The following is a 16,444-nucleotide window of genomic DNA, read 5'->3' as shown; positions in this document are numbered from 1 at the left end:
ACCACGGCCCACGCTTTTTCGGCGCGGGAGGTGCCGGCGATCAAGGTGCGCCGGGCGCCGTCGCGTCGCCGCCAGCCGGCGTGCCGGGGAAATACTTGTCGAGCAGCGCCTGCGCGATCGCGTCGGTGCCCGCATCCGGATTGCCGTCATAGTCGGACGGCCGGAAGTGCATCTGAAACGCCGCGAACACGCGCCGCGAGCGCTCATCGAGCACGCCATCGGTCGGGACGTCGTAACCGTAGCGCGCGAGCTTCAACTGCAGCTCGCGCACGTCGACGAGTGCATGCGGATCGCGCGTACCGAGCCGCGCGGCGACGGTCGCATCGTCGGGCCACGCGCCGACGCCGGCCTGCGCGAGCGCATGCCACGGAAAGAGCGGGCCCGGATCGATCTTGCGCTGCGGCGCGATGTCGCTGTGGCCGACCACACGCGTCGGCGGGATGCCGTAGCGCGCGACGATGTCCTTCGAGAGCCGGATCAGCGCATCGACCTGCTCCGGCGTGTACGGTTGCCAGCTGCGGTGCTGCGGATCGAGCGGCCCGCGGTTCACGTTCTCGATGCCGATCGACACCGCATTGAGCTCGGTCGTGCCCTGCCATGCGCTGACGCCCGCATGCCACGCGCGTTTCGATTCCGGAACGAGCTGGTACACGACGGGCTCACCGCGTTCGATGCGCGGTTGCGGCGGCACCACGTAGTGCACGCTGACCGAGTCGCCCGTCAGCGTGCGCAACGCTCGCACTTCGTCGCTTTCGGTGTAATGCATCACGAGGAAGCGGATGCGCGAATCGGCGCCGCGCGCGTGCAGGCTCGTGTCCGCGTAGTAACTGCCGCGCTCGACGAGCGACGGCGTCGCGCAACCGGCCAGCATGCCGGCGATCGCGCACGACGCACCGATGCGCAACAGGAACCTGGTTCGCAGTGCGTCGAGCACGCGCCGCGCGCGATCGCGGCACGCGTGGTTCGGGTGAAGCGGCTTGCCCATACGTAACGCCCGGCGCGTCAGCCCTTCATGCGCCGCTGCCGTACCGCTTCGTACAGGCATACGCCGCTCGCGACCGACACGTTCAGGCTTTCGACACTGCCGGCCATCGGGATGCTCATCACGTCGTCGCACGTGTCGCGCGTGAGCCGGCGCATGCCTTCGCCTTCCGCGCCCATCACGATCGCCACGGGGCCGTCGAGCTTCGTGTCGTACAGCGTGCCCGACGCTTCGTCGGCGGTGCCGATGATCCACACGCCCGCGTCCTTCAGCTCGCGCAGCGCGCGGGCGAGGTTGGTGACGGTGATGTACGGCACGGTGTCGGCCGCGCCGCTCGCGACCTTCGCGGCCGTCGCGTTCAGGCCGACGGCGCGGTCACGCGGCGCGATCACCGCATGGGCGCCCGCCGCGTCGGCGACGCGCAGGCACGCGCCGAGGTTGTGCGGATCGGTGACGCCGTCGAGCACCAGCAGCAGCGCCGGGCCTTGGATGCCGTCGAGCAGCTCGGACAGGTTCTGCGCGAGCGGAACGTCCTCGACGCGCGCGACGACGCCTTGATGGCGCTCGGTATGCGCGAGCCCCCACAGACGCGTTTCGTCGGCCGCGATCAGCCGCACGCCCGCTTCCTTCGCGGCGTGCAGGAACTCCTGCATGCGGCGATCGCGGCGCGTCTGGTCGTACAACACCTCCGCAACCGTCGACGCATCGTGCCGCATACGTGCGGTCACCGCATGGAAACCGTAAAGAACCTTCAGACGTGACATGACTGGAACAACCTTCGATCAAACGTGCGGCCGCGCAACGCGCGCGGCCGCGACCATGGAAAAGGAAAGCGCCGCGTGGCCGGCCGGCGGCCGGTGCAACGCGGCGTCTGTCGATACGGCGAGGGCGGCGCCGGCGCCGCCCCGTACGCTCAATACTTCTTGCGCGGGTGCGCCTTCTTGGCGGGCGTCTTCGCCGCCGCACCGCCCTTCTTCTTCGCGGCGCGCGCGGCACGTGCCTCCTTCACCGCGGCAGTCGGCGCGCTCGCCGCCTGCTTGCGGCGCGGCGCGGCTTCGTCCGCGGCCGGCAGCATGCGCAAGCGCGGGCCGCCGCGATCGCTGCCGTTGGCATTGGCGTTGCCATTGCCGCCCGCAGCGGGCGCCTGCGGCGCCGGACGCGGCGCCTTCACCGGCGTGTCGCGCACGAGGCGGAAGTCGATCTTGCGCGCGTCGAGATCGACGCGGCTCACCTGCACGCGCACGCGATCCGACAAGCGATAGCGGATGCCCGTGCGCTCGCCGCGCAGTTCGTTCTTGATCTCGTCGTACTGGAAATAGTCCGAGCCGAGCTCCGTGACGTGCACGAGCCCTTCGATGAACAGCGTGTCGAGCTGCACGAAGATGCCGAACGACGTGACGCCGTTCACCATCCCGCCGTACTCCTCGCCGAGCTTGTCGCGCATGAAGTAGCACTTGAGCCACGCTTCGACGTCGCGCGACGCTTCGTCGGCGCGCCGCTCGTTCGCCGAGCAGTGCAGACCGAGCTCTTCCCAGATCGCCGTGTTCGGACGCGAGCGGCCGCGCGTTTCGTCGTCGGCCTGCTGCATCGCGCGCGCGCGGGGCGACAAAGCGGTGTTCAGCTCGAAGCCTTCCGGCGCCTTCGGCGTGTACTTCTTGCCCGACAGGATCGCGTAGATCGCGCGGTGCGTGAGCAGATCGGGATAGCGGCGAATCGGGCTCGTGAAGTGCGCGTACGCCTCGTAGGCGAGACCGAAGTGGCCGATGTTGTCCGGGCTGTACACGGCCTGCTGCATCGAGCGCAGCAGCATCGGCTGCAGCATCTGCGCGTCGGGCCGGTCGCGGATCTGCGCCATCAGCGCCGCATAGTCGCTCGCGTGCGGCTTCTCGCCGCCGCCGAGCGTCAGGCCCATGCCGCGCAGGAACGCGCGCAGGTTCTCGAGCTTCTCGGGCGTCGGGCCCGCATGGACGCGGTACAGGCCCGCATGCTTGTTGCGCTTCAGGAAATCGGCCGCGCAGACGTTCGCGGCCAGCATGCATTCCTCGATCAGTTTGTGCGCGTCGTTGCGCTGGCGCGGCACGATCTGCTCGATCTTGCCCTGCGAATTGCAGACGATGTACGTCTCGGTCGTGTCGAAGTCGATCGCGCCGCGCTTCTGACGCGCGGCGAACAGCGCCTTGTACACGCCGTACAGATCCTGCAGGTGCGGCAGGAGATCCGCGCGGCGCGCGGCTTCCGGCCCCTTCGTGTTCGACAGCACGGCAGCGACTTCGGTGTACGTGAGCCGCGCGGCCGAGTGGATGACGGCCGGATAGAACTGGTACGCCTTGATCTCGCCGCGCGCGGTGATCACCATGTCGCACGCGAGCACGCAGCGGTCGACCTGCGGATTCAGCGAGCACAGGCCGTTCGACAGCTTCTCCGGCAGCATCGGAATCACGCGGCGCGGGAAGTACACCGACGTGCTGCGCTCCAGCGCGTCGGCGTCGAGGCCGTTGCCGGGCTGCACGTAGTGCGAAACGTCGGCAATCGCGACGATCAGCCGGAAGCCGTCGCCGCGGCCGACCTTGGTGGGCTCGCAGTAGACGGCATCGTCGAAGTCGCGGGCGTCCTCGCCGTCGATCGTCACGAGCGGCACGTCGCGCAAATCGACGCGGAAGCGCAGATCGGCCGGCCGTACCTTGTCCGGCAGCGCGGCGGCTTCGTCGAGCGCCGGCTGGCTGAATTCGTGCGGCACGCCGTACTTGCGCACCGCGATCTCGATTTCCATGCCCGGATCGTCGATGTCGCCGAGCACTTCGACGACGCGGCCGAGCGGCTGCGAATGGCGGCTCGGGAAGTCGGTCAGCTCGACGACGACCACCTGCCCGACCTTCGCCTTCTTCACGTTCTGCGTGATCAGGATGTCGTGACCGATGCGCTTGTCTTCCGGTGCGACGATCAGCGCGCCGTTCTCGTTGAGCAGCCGGCCGATCACGCGCTTGTTCGCGCGCTCGGTCACTTCGACGACGTGACCTTCCGGGCGGCCACGGCGATCGTAGCCGACGATGCGCGCGAGCACGCGATCGTTGTGCATCACCTTCTGCATTTCGCCGTTGGGCAGGAACAGGTCGTCCTGACCGTCGTCGCGGATCACGAAGCCGTAGCCGTCGCGATGCCCCTGCACGCGGCCGGCGACGAAGTTCGATGGGTGGGTGAGCTGATAGTGCCCGCGCTTGTCGAGGCGGATCTGGCCGTCGCGTTCCATCGCGGCGACACGCCGGAAGAACCCCTCGCGCTCCTGGCGCTTGATCGACAGCGCCTCGGCGATGTCGTTGGCGGCCAGCGGCGCGTCGCTCGTGCGCAGCACGCCCAGAATTTCTTCACGGCTCGGAATGGGGTACGGGTATTTGCTCAAGGGCTTGTCGATGGTTGTTCTCGTTGCGTTGACTGATGGTGCACGGCATCAACATAGAAGTGTCCGTCAGACAGTTCTATAGTGACGGCGGCGAGTCATTCTATCACCCGCCCGTGTCGCGAAATGACCCGAATGCCGCATGCATGCGCCGCCGCGCGCCGTTCACGGTGCATCGCAAAAAAGTGTTGACACGAATAATTGGGGCGCTATAATTTCGCTTCTTTGCAGCAAGCAGCTACTGCAAACGTGCCCAGGTGGCGGAATTGGTAGACGCACTAGGTTCAGGTCCTAGCGGTGGCAACATCGTGGAGGTTCGAGTCCTCTCCTGGGCACCATCTGTTTTCGAAAAGGTCGGCTTCTAGCCGGCCTTTTTTATTTTCCGCGCGCGGTTCGATGAGATCGCCAGGTGCACTCGTTCAGCGGCGTGATGCGCGGCAACCTCACCCTGCACCATCGTGAAATCGCATCCGGAAAATATTATCGTTCGCAGCCTCAAATTCTGTTGACAGATCTCCCAGACACGCTAGAATAGCGGTCTTCGCATCGCAACAAGCGAAACGTGCCCAGGTGGCGGAATTGGTAGACGCACTAGGTTCAGGTCCTAGCGGTGGCAACATCGTGGAGGTTCGAGTCCTCTCCTGGGCACCATCTGTTTTCGAAAAGGTCGGCTTCTAGCCGGCCTTTTTTATTTTCCGCGCGCGATTCGATGGGCTCGCCAAGTGCACGGGCTGGGGGAAGCCACGCGCATGCGGCGCGATTCATCCAGCGGCGTGATGCGCGGCAACTTCACCCTGCACCGCCGTGAAATTTCATCCGAAAAATATTATCGTTCGCGACCTCAAATTCTGTTGACAGATCTCTCAGACACGCTAGAATAGCGGTCTTCGCATCGCAGCAAGCGAAACGTGCCCAGGTGGCGGAATTGGTAGACGCACTAGGTTCAGGTCCTAGCGGTGGCAACATCGTGGAGGTTCGAGTCCTCTCCTGGGCACCATCTGTTTTCGAAAAGGTCGGCTTTTAGCCGGCCTTTTTTCATTTCTGCTCCCTGAACCACGATTCCCGATCGCGCCGACACGACGCGACCAGCCGCCCGGCATGCGCCGCATCCGCGCGGTAACGCGCCGGCAACCGCCCTCTCCCGCATGCCCCCACTCTCGTCACCAAGAAAAACCGGGATTTCCCTAGGCTGACATGACGCCGTCCACGCGGTTAAATAAATCAACATGATTTATTTAATGCGCCGACACCGGTGCGACATGGAAGGAGACGCGATGAGAAGCCCGCACATCGGTCAGGGCAGCAACTCGGCCAACGTGCGCCGTTACAACGAGCGCCTGTTGCTGAAGACGCTGCGCCGCGCGGGCAGCGCGTCGAAAGCCGATCTCGCCCGACTCGCGAACATGACCGGCACGGCCGTCGGCAGCATCATCGCGTCGCTCGCCGATGCGAAGCTGATCGAATTCGCCGGGCGCACCGAAGGCCAGCGCGGCCAGCCGGCGTCGCTGATCCGTCTCGATCCGCGCGGCGCGTTCGGCATCGGCGTCCATCTCGACCGCATGCGCATCGAGACGGCGCTCGTCAATTTCGCCGGCGACGTACTCGGCCGCCGTTCGCACGACACCCTGCTGCCGCCGCCCGCCGAAGTCATCGAGATCGTGCGCCACGACATCGACGCGATGCAGGCTCTGCTGCCCGCGCACGAACGCGCGCGGCTCGCGGGCATCGGCGTCGCCCAGCCGTACAACCTCGGCGCGTGGATGCGCGAGCTCGGCCTGGCGCCCGACACGTTCCGCGCGTGGGAAGACGTCGACTTCGCCAGCGACCTCGGGCGCACGGTGTCGCTGCCCGTGTTCGGCGAGAACGACGGCAACGCGGCCGCCATCGCCGAACTGTTCTACGGGTACGGCCGCCAGTGCGACGACTTCGTCTATCTGTTCATCGGCCCGGCGATCGGCGGCGGCATCGCGATCGACGGCGACTGCCTGCGCGGCGTGACGGGCAATGCCGGCGACATCGCCGTGATCCCCGTGCTGCCGAGCCGGCTCGCCTCCGCGCCGCCGCCACGCGGGCCGTGGGACATCCTGCTCGCGCGCGCGTCGCTGCATGCGCTGGTGCGCCATCTGCGCCATCACGGCGAGACGGTCGAAAGCCGCGCCGACCTCGAGGCGTGCATCGCCCGTGGCCTGCCGGCGGTGACCGAATGGATCGACGACTGCGTCGATGCGCTCGCACCGGCACTGCGTGCGGTGCTGTGCGTCGTCGATGCGCCAGTGGTCGTGCTCGACGCCGATACCGACGTGGGCCTGCTCGACGCGTTGACCAGCCGCCTGCGCGCTGCGCTCGTCGCCACCGCTCCGGAAGCGCGCGGCACGCCGACGCTCGTGCGCGGCACGTTCGGCGCCGACGCCGGCGCGATCGGCGCCGCGACGCTGCCGATGTACTTCAACTTCTCCCCGCGGGCCGGCATCCTCAGGGGCGCCCGCATCGAATCGCAGGAGGTCAACCATGTCGCGATCTGAGTCGCCGCGGCCGCTGCTCGAAATGCGCGGAATCAGCAAGACGTTCCCGGCCGTGCGCGCGCTCGACAACGTCAGCCTGACCGTCTATCCGGGCGAGATCCACTCGCTGATGGGCGAGAACGGCGCGGGCAAGTCGACGCTGATGAAAATCCTCTCGGGCGCGTATCGTGCCGACGCCGGCGGCGAAATCCTGATCGACGGCCAGCGCATCGACGTCGACGGCCCGCTCGCCGCGCGCGATGCCGGCGTCGCGGTGATCTATCAGGAGCTGTGCCTCGCGCCGAACCTCACCGTCGCGGAGAACATCTACGTCGGGCGCGAGCTGCGCCGCGGCAACCGGCGCTGGGGCACCATCGACCGCGCGGCGATGGCGCGCGGCTGCCAGGACGTGCTGGCGCGCCTCGGCGCGCCGTTCGGGCCGGACACGCTGGTCGGCACGCTGTCGATCGCCGAGCAGCAACTCGTCGAGATCGCGCGCGCCGTGCATACCCGCGCGCGCATTCTGGTGATGGACGAACCGACGACGCCGCTGTCGTCGCGCGAAACGGAACATCTGTTCGGCCTGATCCGCCAGCTGCGCGAGGAAGGCCTCGCGATCATCTACATCAGCCACCGAATGGCCGAGATCTACGAGCTGTCCGACCGCGTGTCGGTGCTGCGCGACGGCACCTACGTCGGCACGCTCGAGCGCGCGGCGCTGTCGGCCGACCGGCTCGTCGCGATGATGGTGGGCCGCGACATCTCCGGCTTCTACAAGAAGGAACACGCGCCGTACGACCCCGGCCACCTGCTGCTGTCGGTGCGCGACATCGCCGACGACGAGCGCGTGCGCGGCTGCAGCCTCGACCTGCACGCGGGCGAAGTGCTCGGCATCGCCGGGCTGGTCGGCGCGGGCCGCACCGAACTCGCGCGGCTGATCTTCGGCGCGGAGCCGCGCACGCGCGGCGAGGTGAAGCTCGGCGAGCGCACGTTCGGCGCACATTCGCCGCGCGATGCGATCGACGCCGGCCTCGTCTATCTGACCGAAGACCGCAAGCGCCAGGGCCTGTTCCTCGACATGAGCGTGCGCGACAACATCAACATCTCGGTGTGCAACCGCGACGCGCGGCTCGGCACGCTCGATCTCGCGCGCGGCGCCGAGCGCGCGCGCGACGCGATCGCGTCGCTGTCGATCCGCGTGCCGCACGCGAACGTGAACGTCGGCGCGCTGTCGGGCGGCAATCAGCAGAAGGTGCTGCTGTCGCGACTGCTCGAGACCAAGCCGCGCGTGCTGATCCTCGACGAACCGACGCGCGGCGTCGACATCGGCGCCAAGTCCGAGATCTACCGGATCATCAACGAACTGGCCCGCGCGGGCGTCGGCGTGATCGTGATCTCGAGCGAGCTGCCGGAGATCATCGGCGTCGCCGACCGCGTGCTCGTGATGCGCGAAGGCGAAATCGCCGGCGAACTCGGCGGCCACACGCACACGCCGATCACGCAGGAAGCGATCATCGCGCTCGCGACCGGCTCGCAGGCCGAACTCGCCGACGCGCACTGACCGCGGCCCTCACTCACTCCTTCATCCAAGGTACCGACATGATCAACCAGCCCAAGCAACGGAACCTCGCTTCCGCGGCGGCCCAACCGGTCGCCACCCGCACGCCGCTGTTGCGCGGCGCCGATCATCGCGCACGCATGCAGTCGCTGCTGCGCACGGCAGGGATGCTGCCCGTGCTGCTGGTGCTGTGCATCGGCTTCGGCTTCCTGACCGACGGCTTCTTCACGCTGCAGAACCTGTCGATCGTCACGCAGCAGGCGTCGATCAACATCGTGCTGGCCGCCGGCATGACGTTCGTGATCCTGACGGGCGGCATCGACCTGTCGGTCGGCTCGGTGCTCGCCGCGTCGGCGGTCGCCGCGCTGCTCGCGTCGACGATCCCCGGCTGGGGCTGGCTCGGCGTGCCGATCGCGCTCGCCGTCGGCCTCGCGTTCGGCGCGATCAACGGCGGCCTGATCTCGTTCCTGCGCCTGCCGCCGTTCATCGTCACGCTCGGCGCGATGACGGCCGTGCGCGGCGTCGCGCGCCTGATCGGCAACGACACGACCATCTTCAACCCGCAACTGCCGTTCGCGTTCATCGGCAACGGCACGGTACTCGGCGTGCCCTGGCTCGTCGTGATCGCCTGCGCGGTGATCGCTCTGTCGTGGTTCATCCTGCGCCGCACCGTGCTCGGGATGCGGATCTACTCGGTCGGCGGCAACCCGGAAGCCGCGCGGCTGTCGGGCATCAACGTGCGCGCGATCCAGCTGTTCGTCTATGCGGCGTCGGGGCTGCTCGCCGGGCTCGGCGCGGTGATGTCGGCCGCCCGGCTCTACGCGGCCAACGGCCTGCAGCTCGGCCAGTCGTACGAGCTCGACGCGATCGCCGCGGTGATCCTCGGCGGCACGAGCTTCGTCGGCGGCGTCGGTTCGATCGTCGGCACGCTGATCGGCGCGCTGATCATCGCGGTGCTGACCAACGGCCTCGTGCTGCTGGGCGTATCGGACATCTGGCAGTACATCATCAAGGGGCTCGTGATCATCGGCGCCGTCGCGCTCGACCGCTATCGCCAGCGCGACTCGGCCCGCACCTGAGCCGCCCTTCCCGTTCAACCATCGGGGCGCAGGCAGGTCCTCCTGCGCCCGACCGCCAACGGACCTTCGGAGACACAACGACATGTTCAAGCACCAAGCCGCCCTGACCGCCGTCGCCTGCGCGCTCGCATTCGGCACCGCCGCCGCCCACGCGGCCGACAAGCCGCTGAAATCGATCGGCGTCACGGTCGGATCGCTCGGCAACCCGTACTTCGTCACGATCGTCAAGGGCGCCGAAGCGCGCGCGAAGCAGATCAATCCGAACGCGAAAGTCACCGCGGTGTCGGCCGACTACGATCTGAACAAGCAGTTCACGCAGATCGACAACTTCATCTCCGCGCACGTCGACATGATCCTACTGAACGCGACCGATCCGAAGGCGATCGAGCCGGCGGTGAAGAAGGCGCAGGCAGCCGGCATCACGGTGGTCGCCGTCGACGTCGCGGCCGCCGGCGCGAACGCGACCGTGCAGACCAACAACGTGAAGGCCGGCGAACTCGCGTGCGACTACCTCGCGAAGAAGCTCAACGGCAAGGGCAACGTGATCATCGAGAACGGCCCGCAGGTGTCGGCCGTGATCGACCGCGTGAACGGCTGCAAGGCCGTGCTCGCGAAGAACCCGGGCATCAAGCTGCTGTCGAGCGACCAGGACGGCAAGGGCTCGCGCGAAGGCGGGATGAACGCGATGCAAGGCTACCTGACGCGCTTTCCGAAGCTCGACGGCGTGTTCACGATCAACGATCCGCAGGCGATCGGCAGCGATCTCGCGGCGAAGCAACTGAACCGTCCGAACATCGTGATCACGTCGGTCGACGGCGCGCCCGACATCGAGGTCGCGCTGAAGTCGAACACGCTCGTGCAGGCGTCGTCGAGCCAGGACCCGTGGGCGATGGCGCAACAGGCGGTGAACGTCGGCTACGGCATCATGAACGGTCAGAAGCCGGCCAACCCGATGATCCTGATCGAGCCGACGCTCGTCACGCGCGACAACGTGAAAGGCTACAAGGGCTGGACCAGCCCGCGCTGATCGCGGCGTACGTGCTCGCGTGCGGTGTCGGACGGGGCGTGTGGGCTGAGGGCGGATGCGGGTGGTCGCGGGGCACGAGTCGCACTGGCCGCATTCATTGGCGGCCCCGCGCCGTGGATCGCACGAGCGGCACGGGTGGCACGAGCGGCGCTGGCGGCACGGATTGCATTAGCCGCCGCCCGTCACGCCGCATGCAGCGCGACCGCCCGCCGCGCTTCGCGTCGACGCCGCCGGCGCGAGCGTCCCGCTTGCCCGTTACATATCCCGCTCAACGCACCACCCGCCCCCATCACCCGCCACTCGCCCCGTCGCGACCGCGCGCCTGCAGCAATTGCAGGCTCTCATCCACGCTCAGTTCCGACATCGCGTCGTCGCGCAGCGTATCGTCGGCCGCCCGGCGCAGCGCATTGAGCGCATGCGCCTTGAGCCGCACGATCGCGAGCCGCAGCCCGCGCGCCGCACACTCGGCCGCGAACGTGCGCAACGACTCGATCGTCGTGCCGTCCACGTCGGGCGTTTCCTCGAGGCTCAGCATCACGGTGTGCGCATCGGGTGCGTCCTTCATCAGCGCGCGCACGCGGTTGAGCATCCGGTCCGCGTTCGCGAAGAACAGCTGCGCCTCGGGCCGCACGATCAGCACGCCGGGCACCGGCTTCGCATCGGCATGATTCGCGACGTCGACGAAATCGTGCCCGTCGCGCAGCCGGCCGAGCACGCTGACGTTCGGCTCCGACAGCTTGCGCAGCGTCAGCAGCAGGTTCACGCCGATCGCCACGAGCAGCCCGTGCAGCACGCCGAGCACGAGCACGGCCAGCAGCGCCGCGATCACGACGAGCCGGTCGCGGTGCCATACCCAATACGGCCGGAATATCGACGGATGCAGCGAGTGGCTGACCGCGAAGATCACGATCGCCGCGAGCACGGGCTCCGGCGTGCGCGCGAGCTGCGGCAGCAGCAGCCCCACGATCAGCGCGACCACCGCCGCGGCCCACAGCCCCGCGAAGCGGGACTGCGCGCCGGCGGCCTCGTTCGCGGCCGTCGCCGAATAGCCGGCGCCGACCGGCATCCCGTGCAGCAGCCCCGAGACGAGGTTCGCGCAGCCGATCGCGACCAGGTCGCGATTCGCGGACACGCTGTCGCCGTGCTTCAGCGCGAAGTTGCGAATCGATCCGTACGACTCCGCGTACAGGATCAGCATCAGCGCGAATGCGAGCTCGACCGTCTGCATCCACGCATTGCGGTCGAGCCGCGGCAGCCCGAATTCGATATGCCGGAAATCGATGTGTCCGACCACCGCGATCCCGTAGCGCTGCCAGTCGACCAGATAGCCGGCGACGATCGACAGCACGATCACGACGAGCGTCGCCGGCACGCGCGAGCGGCGCCCGAGCGCAAACAGCAGCGCGAGCGCGGCCGCGCCGAGCGCGACGCTTGCGAGGTTCGCCTGCGGCGCGCCCCTGACGAGTTCGAGCACGACGTGCGGCGCATCGCCGTGCCGCACGGAAACCGCGAGGATCTTCGGCAGTTGCTTGATGACGATCGTCAGCGCGAGCCCGAACGTGAACCCGCGCAGAACCGGCCGAGCGACGAAATCGGACATGCCGCCGAGCCGCGCCGCGCCCGACAGGATGAACAGCACGCCGGTCACCGTCACGAGTGCGGCCGCCAGCGCGAGTTGAGCGGCCAGCGCGAGCCCCGACTCGCTCAGCACGGTCGCGGCGAGCACGGCGGCCGACGACGACGTCGACGACACGATCGCAAAGCGGCTGCTGCCGGTCAGCGCATAGATGACGAGCCCCGACAGCAGCGCGATGAGGCCCGCCTGCGGCGGCAGGTTCGCAAGGCCGGCATATGCGACGGCCTCGGGGATCAGCAGACCGGCGATCGACAGGCCGGCCAGCGCGTCGAGGCCAACGCGCCGCGGCGGCGAAGGCGCGGCCGCATCGAGTGCGGCGAAATGCTCGGCGCGCTGCGGGCCGGCTTCCGGGCGAGTCTGGGTGGTCGTCATCGAGCCTTCTTCATCGAACGTCGGATCGCCTGCGCCGGTCACGGCTTGACCGCGATCACGCCGGACCAGCCCGGCAGATAGCGCGCGTCCTGATCGTGGGCGCGGCGCAGCGACAGGTCGAGCGCCTTGTCGAAATTCTTGCGGATCTGGTCGAGGCTCACGTGCTGGCGCAGGTAGTCGGCCCACAGGAATTCGCTGAACGGCGTCGCGTCCTTCGCGTAGCCGCCCGCGGTGCGCAGCTCGCCCGCGAGGCTGCGATACGGGTCGTCCTCGAGCCCGGTCAGCGCCTGCGGCAGATGCGCGTATTCGCGCCGCGCACCGTCCGGGCCGAACGGATGCACCCACTGGTTGTGCTCCATGATCCGCCAGAAAATCGTGTCGTCGAGCCACGACAGATCCTTCAGCAGCATGGCGTTCACGCGAGTCTCGCCCTCCTCGATCAATGCGAGGCCGAGATGGTGATGATCGGTGATGTAATGCAGGCCGCCCGGGCCGAGCACCGCGGGAAACCAGTGCGATTCGATCGCGGCCTGGCGCGCGCGCTTGCCGAGCGTCTTCCAGTGCTTGCGCTTCGCCTTCACTTCGCGATAGCCGACCGTCATCTGCGTCGGACGCAGCGCGTCGAGCCGGACGGGAATCAGATGAACGTCGTTGCCGAGTGCCATGGTCGTACCCCATGTTGCGAATGTCGGCAACGATACTCCTGATCGGACGAGCCGTTAATACGTCGCGACCTCGATACGCGTACGCTTGACGATCTCTGACAACCGGCGCCGCTAGGTGCGCAGGTCGTCGCGCTCCAGACGATGCCGCACGTAAGAGATGCCGTCATCCACGACGCCCACGCGGCGCATCCCGAGCTTGCGCGCGACGTTCAGCGAACCGGTGTTGGCCGCCGCGATGTCGGCGATCACGCGCGGCAGCCGCACGGTGTCGAATGCGTGCCGCACGACGGCCGCCGCGGCCTCGCTCGCGATGCCGCGCCCCCATGCCGCGCGCACGAGCCGCCAGCCGATCTCGACGTCGCGCGCGCCGCCCGCGTAGTCGGGAATCAGCAGCACCCAGCCGATGAACCGGTCGGGCGCGGCCTTCTCGAAGATCGACCAGTAGCCGAGGCCGGCCGGATAGTCGCGCGTGATCCGGTGCGTGACGAAGCGGCGATGCTCGGCGGGGTCGTGCCACGGGCCGGCGATGTACCGCGTCACTTCCGGATCGCGATCCATCTCGATACACGCGTCGAGATCGGCGAGCACGCGCGGGCGCAGCCACAAGCGCTCGGTCTGCAGCACCGGCAACGCGGGATCGGGGGATTCGGCCATCTGGATTCCTGCTTCGGGAACGATGCGCATCGCGCGTGACGTGATCGATACAAAAAGCCTGCCGCAATGATACAGACGGCTGACGCGTCGCTCGGCCGGCATCGCCTCCGTTGCACGCAATGGATCATTTCATAGGGATTATTCCCGATTCGCCCGTATCGCGCGGCGCGACGGCCTACACTCGATCCATGCCCGCCGCACTGCGCGCCTGCCGGCCGGCAACCGTACGAGCCGGCAGGCAGGCAAGCCAACGAGGAGAACCCACGACATGAGCTGGACTCGCGAGCAACGCAACGTCACGATCGCCGCCTACCTCGGCTGGACGCTCGACGCATTCGATTTCTTCCTGATGGTGTTCGTGCTGAAGGACATCGCGGCCGAATTCGCAACGACGATCCCCGCCGTCGCGTTCGCGCTCACGCTCACGCTCGCGATGCGCCCGCTCGGCGCGCTGATCTTCGGCCGCCTCGCCGATCGCTTCGGCCGCCGCCCGACGCTGATGGTGAACATCGCATGTTATTCGCTGCTCGAGCTGGCGTCGGGTTTCGCGCCGAGCCTGACCGCGCTGCTGGCATTGCGCGCGCTGTTCGGCGTCGCGATGGGCGGCGAATGGGGCGTCGGCTCGGCGCTGACGATGGAAACCGTGCCGACGCATGCGCGCGGCATCGTGTCGGGGCTGCTGCAGGCCGGCTACCCGAGCGGCTATCTGCTCGCTTCGGTCGTGTTCGGGCTGTTCTACCAGTACATCGGCTGGCGCGGCATGTTCATGGTCGGCGTGCTGCCTGCGCTGCTCGTGCTGTACGTGCGCGCGCACGTACCGGAGTCGCCCGCGTGGAAGCAGATGGAGAAACGGACGCGGCCGAGCCTCGCCGCCACGTTTCGGCACAACTGGAAGCTCGCGATCTACGCGATCGTCCTGATGACCGCATTCAACTTCTTCTCGCACGGCACGCAGGACCTGTATCCGACGTTCCTGCGCGAACAGCATCACTTCGATCCGCATACCGTGTCGTGGATCACGATCGTGCTGAACCTCGGCGCGATCGTCGGCGGCCTCTCGTTCGGCGCGATCTCGGAGCGGATCGGCCGCCGCCGCGCGATCTTCATCGCGGCGCTGATCGCACTACCCGTGCTGCCGCTGTGGGCATTCTCGAGCGGCCCGCTCGCACTGGCGGCCGGCGCGTTCCTGATGCAGATATCGGTACAGGGCGCGTGGGGCGTGATCCCCGTGCATCTGAACGAAATCTCCCCCGACGAGATCCGCGCGACCTTCCCCGGTTTCGTCTACCAGCTCGGCAATCTGCTCGCGTCCGGCAACGCGACGATGCAGGCGTCGCTCGCCGTGTCGCACGGCAACGACTATGCGTTTGCGCTCGCGCTCGTGGCCGGCATCGTGGCCGTCGCGATCGCCGTGCTGATCCTGTTCAGCCGCGAACGGCGCGGCATCGACATGACGCAATCGGTCAATACACGTACCGGCGCCGGCTGAACGCGCGCGTTGCCGCGCCGCACCATCGGATGCGCCGCGCGGGGCGTGGCTTGCGTCCGACGTATCCCGCATCTGCACATCGAACTAGAGGAATTTGCCGAGACTCCGCGCTTGCCCGGCCTGCCTCCGTCTTTTTATCTTAATAAAAACAGCCGTTTGAATCAGACGAACGAATCTGCTGTTCGCGGCCGGGCGACCGGCATTGGGAGGCGGGACATGGCAGTAACTCAGGAGGGGCGGCCGTCGACGGGACGGCCGTCGGGGACGCGACCGTCCGGCACTCGGCAGAGCGGCGGCACGAAGGTGCGCATCCTCGATGCAGCCGAGGATCTGTTCATCGAGCACGGCTTCGAAGCGATGTCGATGCGGCAGATCACGTCGCGTGCGGCGGTGAACCTTGCCGCGGTCAATTACCACTTCGGCAGCAAGGAAGCGCTGATCCACGCGATGCTGTCGCGTCGGCTCGACCAGTTGAACCAGGAACGGCTCGGCATCCTCGACCGCTTCGATGCGCAACTGGGCACCCACATCACCTGCGAGCACGTGCTCGGCGCGATGTTCATTCCCGCGCTGAAGGCGTCGCGCGATCCCGAGCGCGGCGGCCCTGCGTTCCTGCGGCTGATCGGCCGCGCATACACCGACCCGTCGCCGTTCGTCCGCAACTTCCTGACCGCGCACTATGCGAGCGTCGCCGGTCGTTTCTTCGATGCGTTCCAGCGCGCGCTGCCGCACCTGCCGCGCACGGAACTCGGCTGGCGGCTTCACTTTGCGATCGGCGCGCTGTCCGGCGCGCTCGCCGGCGCCGAGACCGAAAGCCTGATCGACGAATTCTCGCAACGCCGCACGATGAACGACGTGCAGATGATCGCGCGGCTGTCGTCGCTGATCGTCGCCGCGCTGAAGGCGCCGATGCCCGACAGCGCGCAGCTGGCGATCTTCGCGGCCGTGCTCGACGATGCCGGCGCGAGCGAAGCGCTCGGGATGCCGTCGGCGGCGGCCGCCGTCGATACGGCGGCAGCGCATTCGGCGGGTTGAACGCGGCGCGCGGCGCAGATCCAGCGTTTCATGACTCGTTTGATCGAGGCCG

Annotated in this window: 12 protein-coding genes and 3 tRNA genes; 9 read left to right on the top strand and 6 right to left on the bottom strand. The window is 67.8% G+C overall.

The annotated features are described in order from the left end of the window. Window positions 1-40: 40 nt before the first annotated feature. From MYA_RS06740 to rnr, 3 genes are all read right to left on the bottom strand, one after another. Window positions 41-871, bottom strand: a complete 831-nt coding sequence (locus MYA_RS06740) for an N-acetylmuramoyl-L-alanine amidase (RefSeq protein ID WP_050991221.1) — start codon at window positions 869-871, stop codon at window positions 41-43. Between the two features lie 131 nt (window positions 872-1,002). Next, window positions 1,003-1,746 carry a 23S rRNA (guanosine(2251)-2'-O)-methyltransferase RlmB gene (gene rlmB, locus MYA_RS06735; protein ID WP_041493820.1) on the bottom strand — a complete coding sequence of 248 codons (744 nt, stop codon included), beginning with the start codon at window positions 1,744-1,746 and terminating at the stop codon, window positions 1,003-1,005. Between the two features lie 149 nt (window positions 1,747-1,895). Next, window positions 1,896-4,379, bottom strand: coding sequence for a ribonuclease R (gene rnr, locus MYA_RS06730; protein ID WP_011884656.1), 2,484 nt, complete (start codon window positions 4,377-4,379; stop codon window positions 1,896-1,898). A gap of 248 nt (window positions 4,380-4,627) precedes the next feature. On the opposite strand from rnr, the gene MYA_RS06725 reads away from it, so the two are divergent. The 7 genes from MYA_RS06725 to MYA_RS06695 all read left to right on the top strand — a co-directional run bounded on the left by MYA_RS06725 (window position 4,628) and on the right by MYA_RS06695 (window position 10,541). Next, a tRNA-Leu gene (locus MYA_RS06725) sits at window positions 4,628-4,714 on the top strand. A 226-nt stretch (window positions 4,715-4,940) separates the two neighbouring features. Then, window positions 4,941-5,027: transfer RNA gene (locus MYA_RS06720), tRNA-Leu, on the top strand. A 259-nt stretch (window positions 5,028-5,286) separates the two neighbouring features. Continuing rightward, window positions 5,287-5,373 (top strand) — tRNA-Leu (locus MYA_RS06715). Window positions 5,374-5,650: 277 nt separating this feature from the next. Beyond that, the gene (locus MYA_RS06710) at window positions 5,651-6,898 is read left to right on the top strand and encodes an ROK family protein (RefSeq protein ID WP_014722958.1); all 1,248 of its coding nucleotides are present in this window, start codon (window positions 5,651-5,653) and stop codon (window positions 6,896-6,898) included. After that, window positions 6,885-8,438, top strand: coding sequence for a sugar ABC transporter ATP-binding protein (locus tag MYA_RS06705; RefSeq protein ID WP_014722957.1), 1,554 nt, complete (start codon window positions 6,885-6,887; stop codon window positions 8,436-8,438). Before MYA_RS06710 ends, MYA_RS06705 begins: the two co-directional genes overlap by 14 nt. 38 nt (window positions 8,439-8,476) lie before the next feature. Next, a complete protein-coding gene (locus tag MYA_RS06700) occupies window positions 8,477-9,514 on the top strand; it encodes an ABC transporter permease subunit (RefSeq protein WP_011884653.1) in 1,038 nt (345 codons plus the stop codon). A gap of 82 nt (window positions 9,515-9,596) precedes the next feature. Then, a complete protein-coding gene (locus MYA_RS06695; RefSeq protein ID WP_011884652.1) occupies window positions 9,597-10,541 on the top strand; it encodes an ABC transporter substrate-binding protein in 945 nt (314 codons plus the stop codon). 289 nt (window positions 10,542-10,830) lie between these two features. On the opposite strand, the gene MYA_RS06690 is transcribed toward MYA_RS06695, so the two are convergent. The 3 genes from MYA_RS06690 to MYA_RS06680 form a co-directional block, all read right to left on the bottom strand. Further along, complete coding sequence (locus MYA_RS06690; protein ID WP_011884651.1) at window positions 10,831-12,549, bottom strand: SulP family inorganic anion transporter; 1,719 nt, start codon at window positions 12,547-12,549, stop codon at window positions 10,831-10,833. Window positions 12,550-12,587: 38 nt separating this feature from the next. Further along, the gene (locus MYA_RS06685; protein ID WP_011884649.1) at window positions 12,588-13,214 is read right to left on the bottom strand and encodes a ParB-like protein; all 627 of its coding nucleotides are present in this window, start codon (window positions 13,212-13,214) and stop codon (window positions 12,588-12,590) included. Between the two features lie 111 nt (window positions 13,215-13,325). Then, window positions 13,326-13,868: a GNAT family N-acetyltransferase gene (locus tag MYA_RS06680; protein WP_041493958.1), complete on the bottom strand. Its 543-nt coding sequence runs from the start codon at window positions 13,866-13,868 to the stop codon at window positions 13,326-13,328. A 268-nt stretch (window positions 13,869-14,136) separates the two neighbouring features. On the opposite strand from MYA_RS06680, the gene MYA_RS06675 reads away from it, so the two are divergent. Continuing rightward, on the top strand, window positions 14,137-15,357 hold the full coding sequence (locus MYA_RS06675) for an MFS transporter (RefSeq protein WP_014722954.1): 1,221 nt from the start codon (window positions 14,137-14,139) through the stop codon (window positions 15,355-15,357). Between the two features lie 216 nt (window positions 15,358-15,573). After that, complete coding sequence (locus MYA_RS06670) at window positions 15,574-16,392, top strand: TetR/AcrR family transcriptional regulator (protein WP_011884645.1); 819 nt, start codon at window positions 15,574-15,576, stop codon at window positions 16,390-16,392. Window positions 16,393-16,444: the final 52 nt, after the last annotated feature.

Origin of the sequence: Burkholderia sp. KJ006, assembly GCF_000262695.1 — a bacterium.
Taxonomy (GTDB): Bacteria; Pseudomonadota; Gammaproteobacteria; order Burkholderiales; family Burkholderiaceae; genus Burkholderia; species Burkholderia vietnamiensis.
The sequence above is the reverse complement of the archived record's forward strand: the minus strand, read 5'-3'. Positions and strand labels throughout refer to the sequence as shown.

Bases quoted from the DNA above. Each gene is read 5' to 3' on its own strand.
- rlmB (WP_041493820.1), bottom strand. From the start codon at position 1,746: ATGTCACGTCTGAAGGTTCTTTACGGTTTCCATGCGGTGACCGCACGT.
- MYA_RS06740 (WP_050991221.1), bottom strand. From the start codon at position 871: ATGCTGGCCGGTTGCGCGACGCCGTCGCTCGTCGAGCGCGGCAGTTAC.
- MYA_RS06700 (WP_011884653.1), top strand. From the start codon at position 8,477: ATGATCAACCAGCCCAAGCAACGGAACCTCGCTTCCGCGGCGGCCCAA.
- MYA_RS06670 (WP_011884645.1), top strand. From the start codon at position 15,574: ATGGCAGTAACTCAGGAGGGGCGGCCGTCGACGGGACGGCCGTCGGGG.
- MYA_RS06690 (WP_011884651.1), bottom strand. From the start codon at position 12,549: ATGACGACCACCCAGACTCGCCCGGAAGCCGGCCCGCAGCGCGCCGAG.
- MYA_RS06675 (WP_014722954.1), top strand. From the start codon at position 14,137: ATGAGCTGGACTCGCGAGCAACGCAACGTCACGATCGCCGCCTACCTC.
- MYA_RS06680 (WP_041493958.1), bottom strand. From the start codon at position 13,868: ATGGCCGAATCCCCCGATCCCGCGTTGCCGGTGCTGCAGACCGAGCGC.
- MYA_RS06705 (WP_014722957.1), top strand. From the start codon at position 6,885: ATGTCGCGATCTGAGTCGCCGCGGCCGCTGCTCGAAATGCGCGGAATC.
- MYA_RS06695 (WP_011884652.1), top strand. From the start codon at position 9,597: ATGTTCAAGCACCAAGCCGCCCTGACCGCCGTCGCCTGCGCGCTCGCA.
- MYA_RS06710 (WP_014722958.1), top strand. From the start codon at position 5,651: ATGAGAAGCCCGCACATCGGTCAGGGCAGCAACTCGGCCAACGTGCGC.
- MYA_RS06685 (WP_011884649.1), bottom strand. From the start codon at position 13,214: ATGGCACTCGGCAACGACGTTCATCTGATTCCCGTCCGGCTCGACGCG.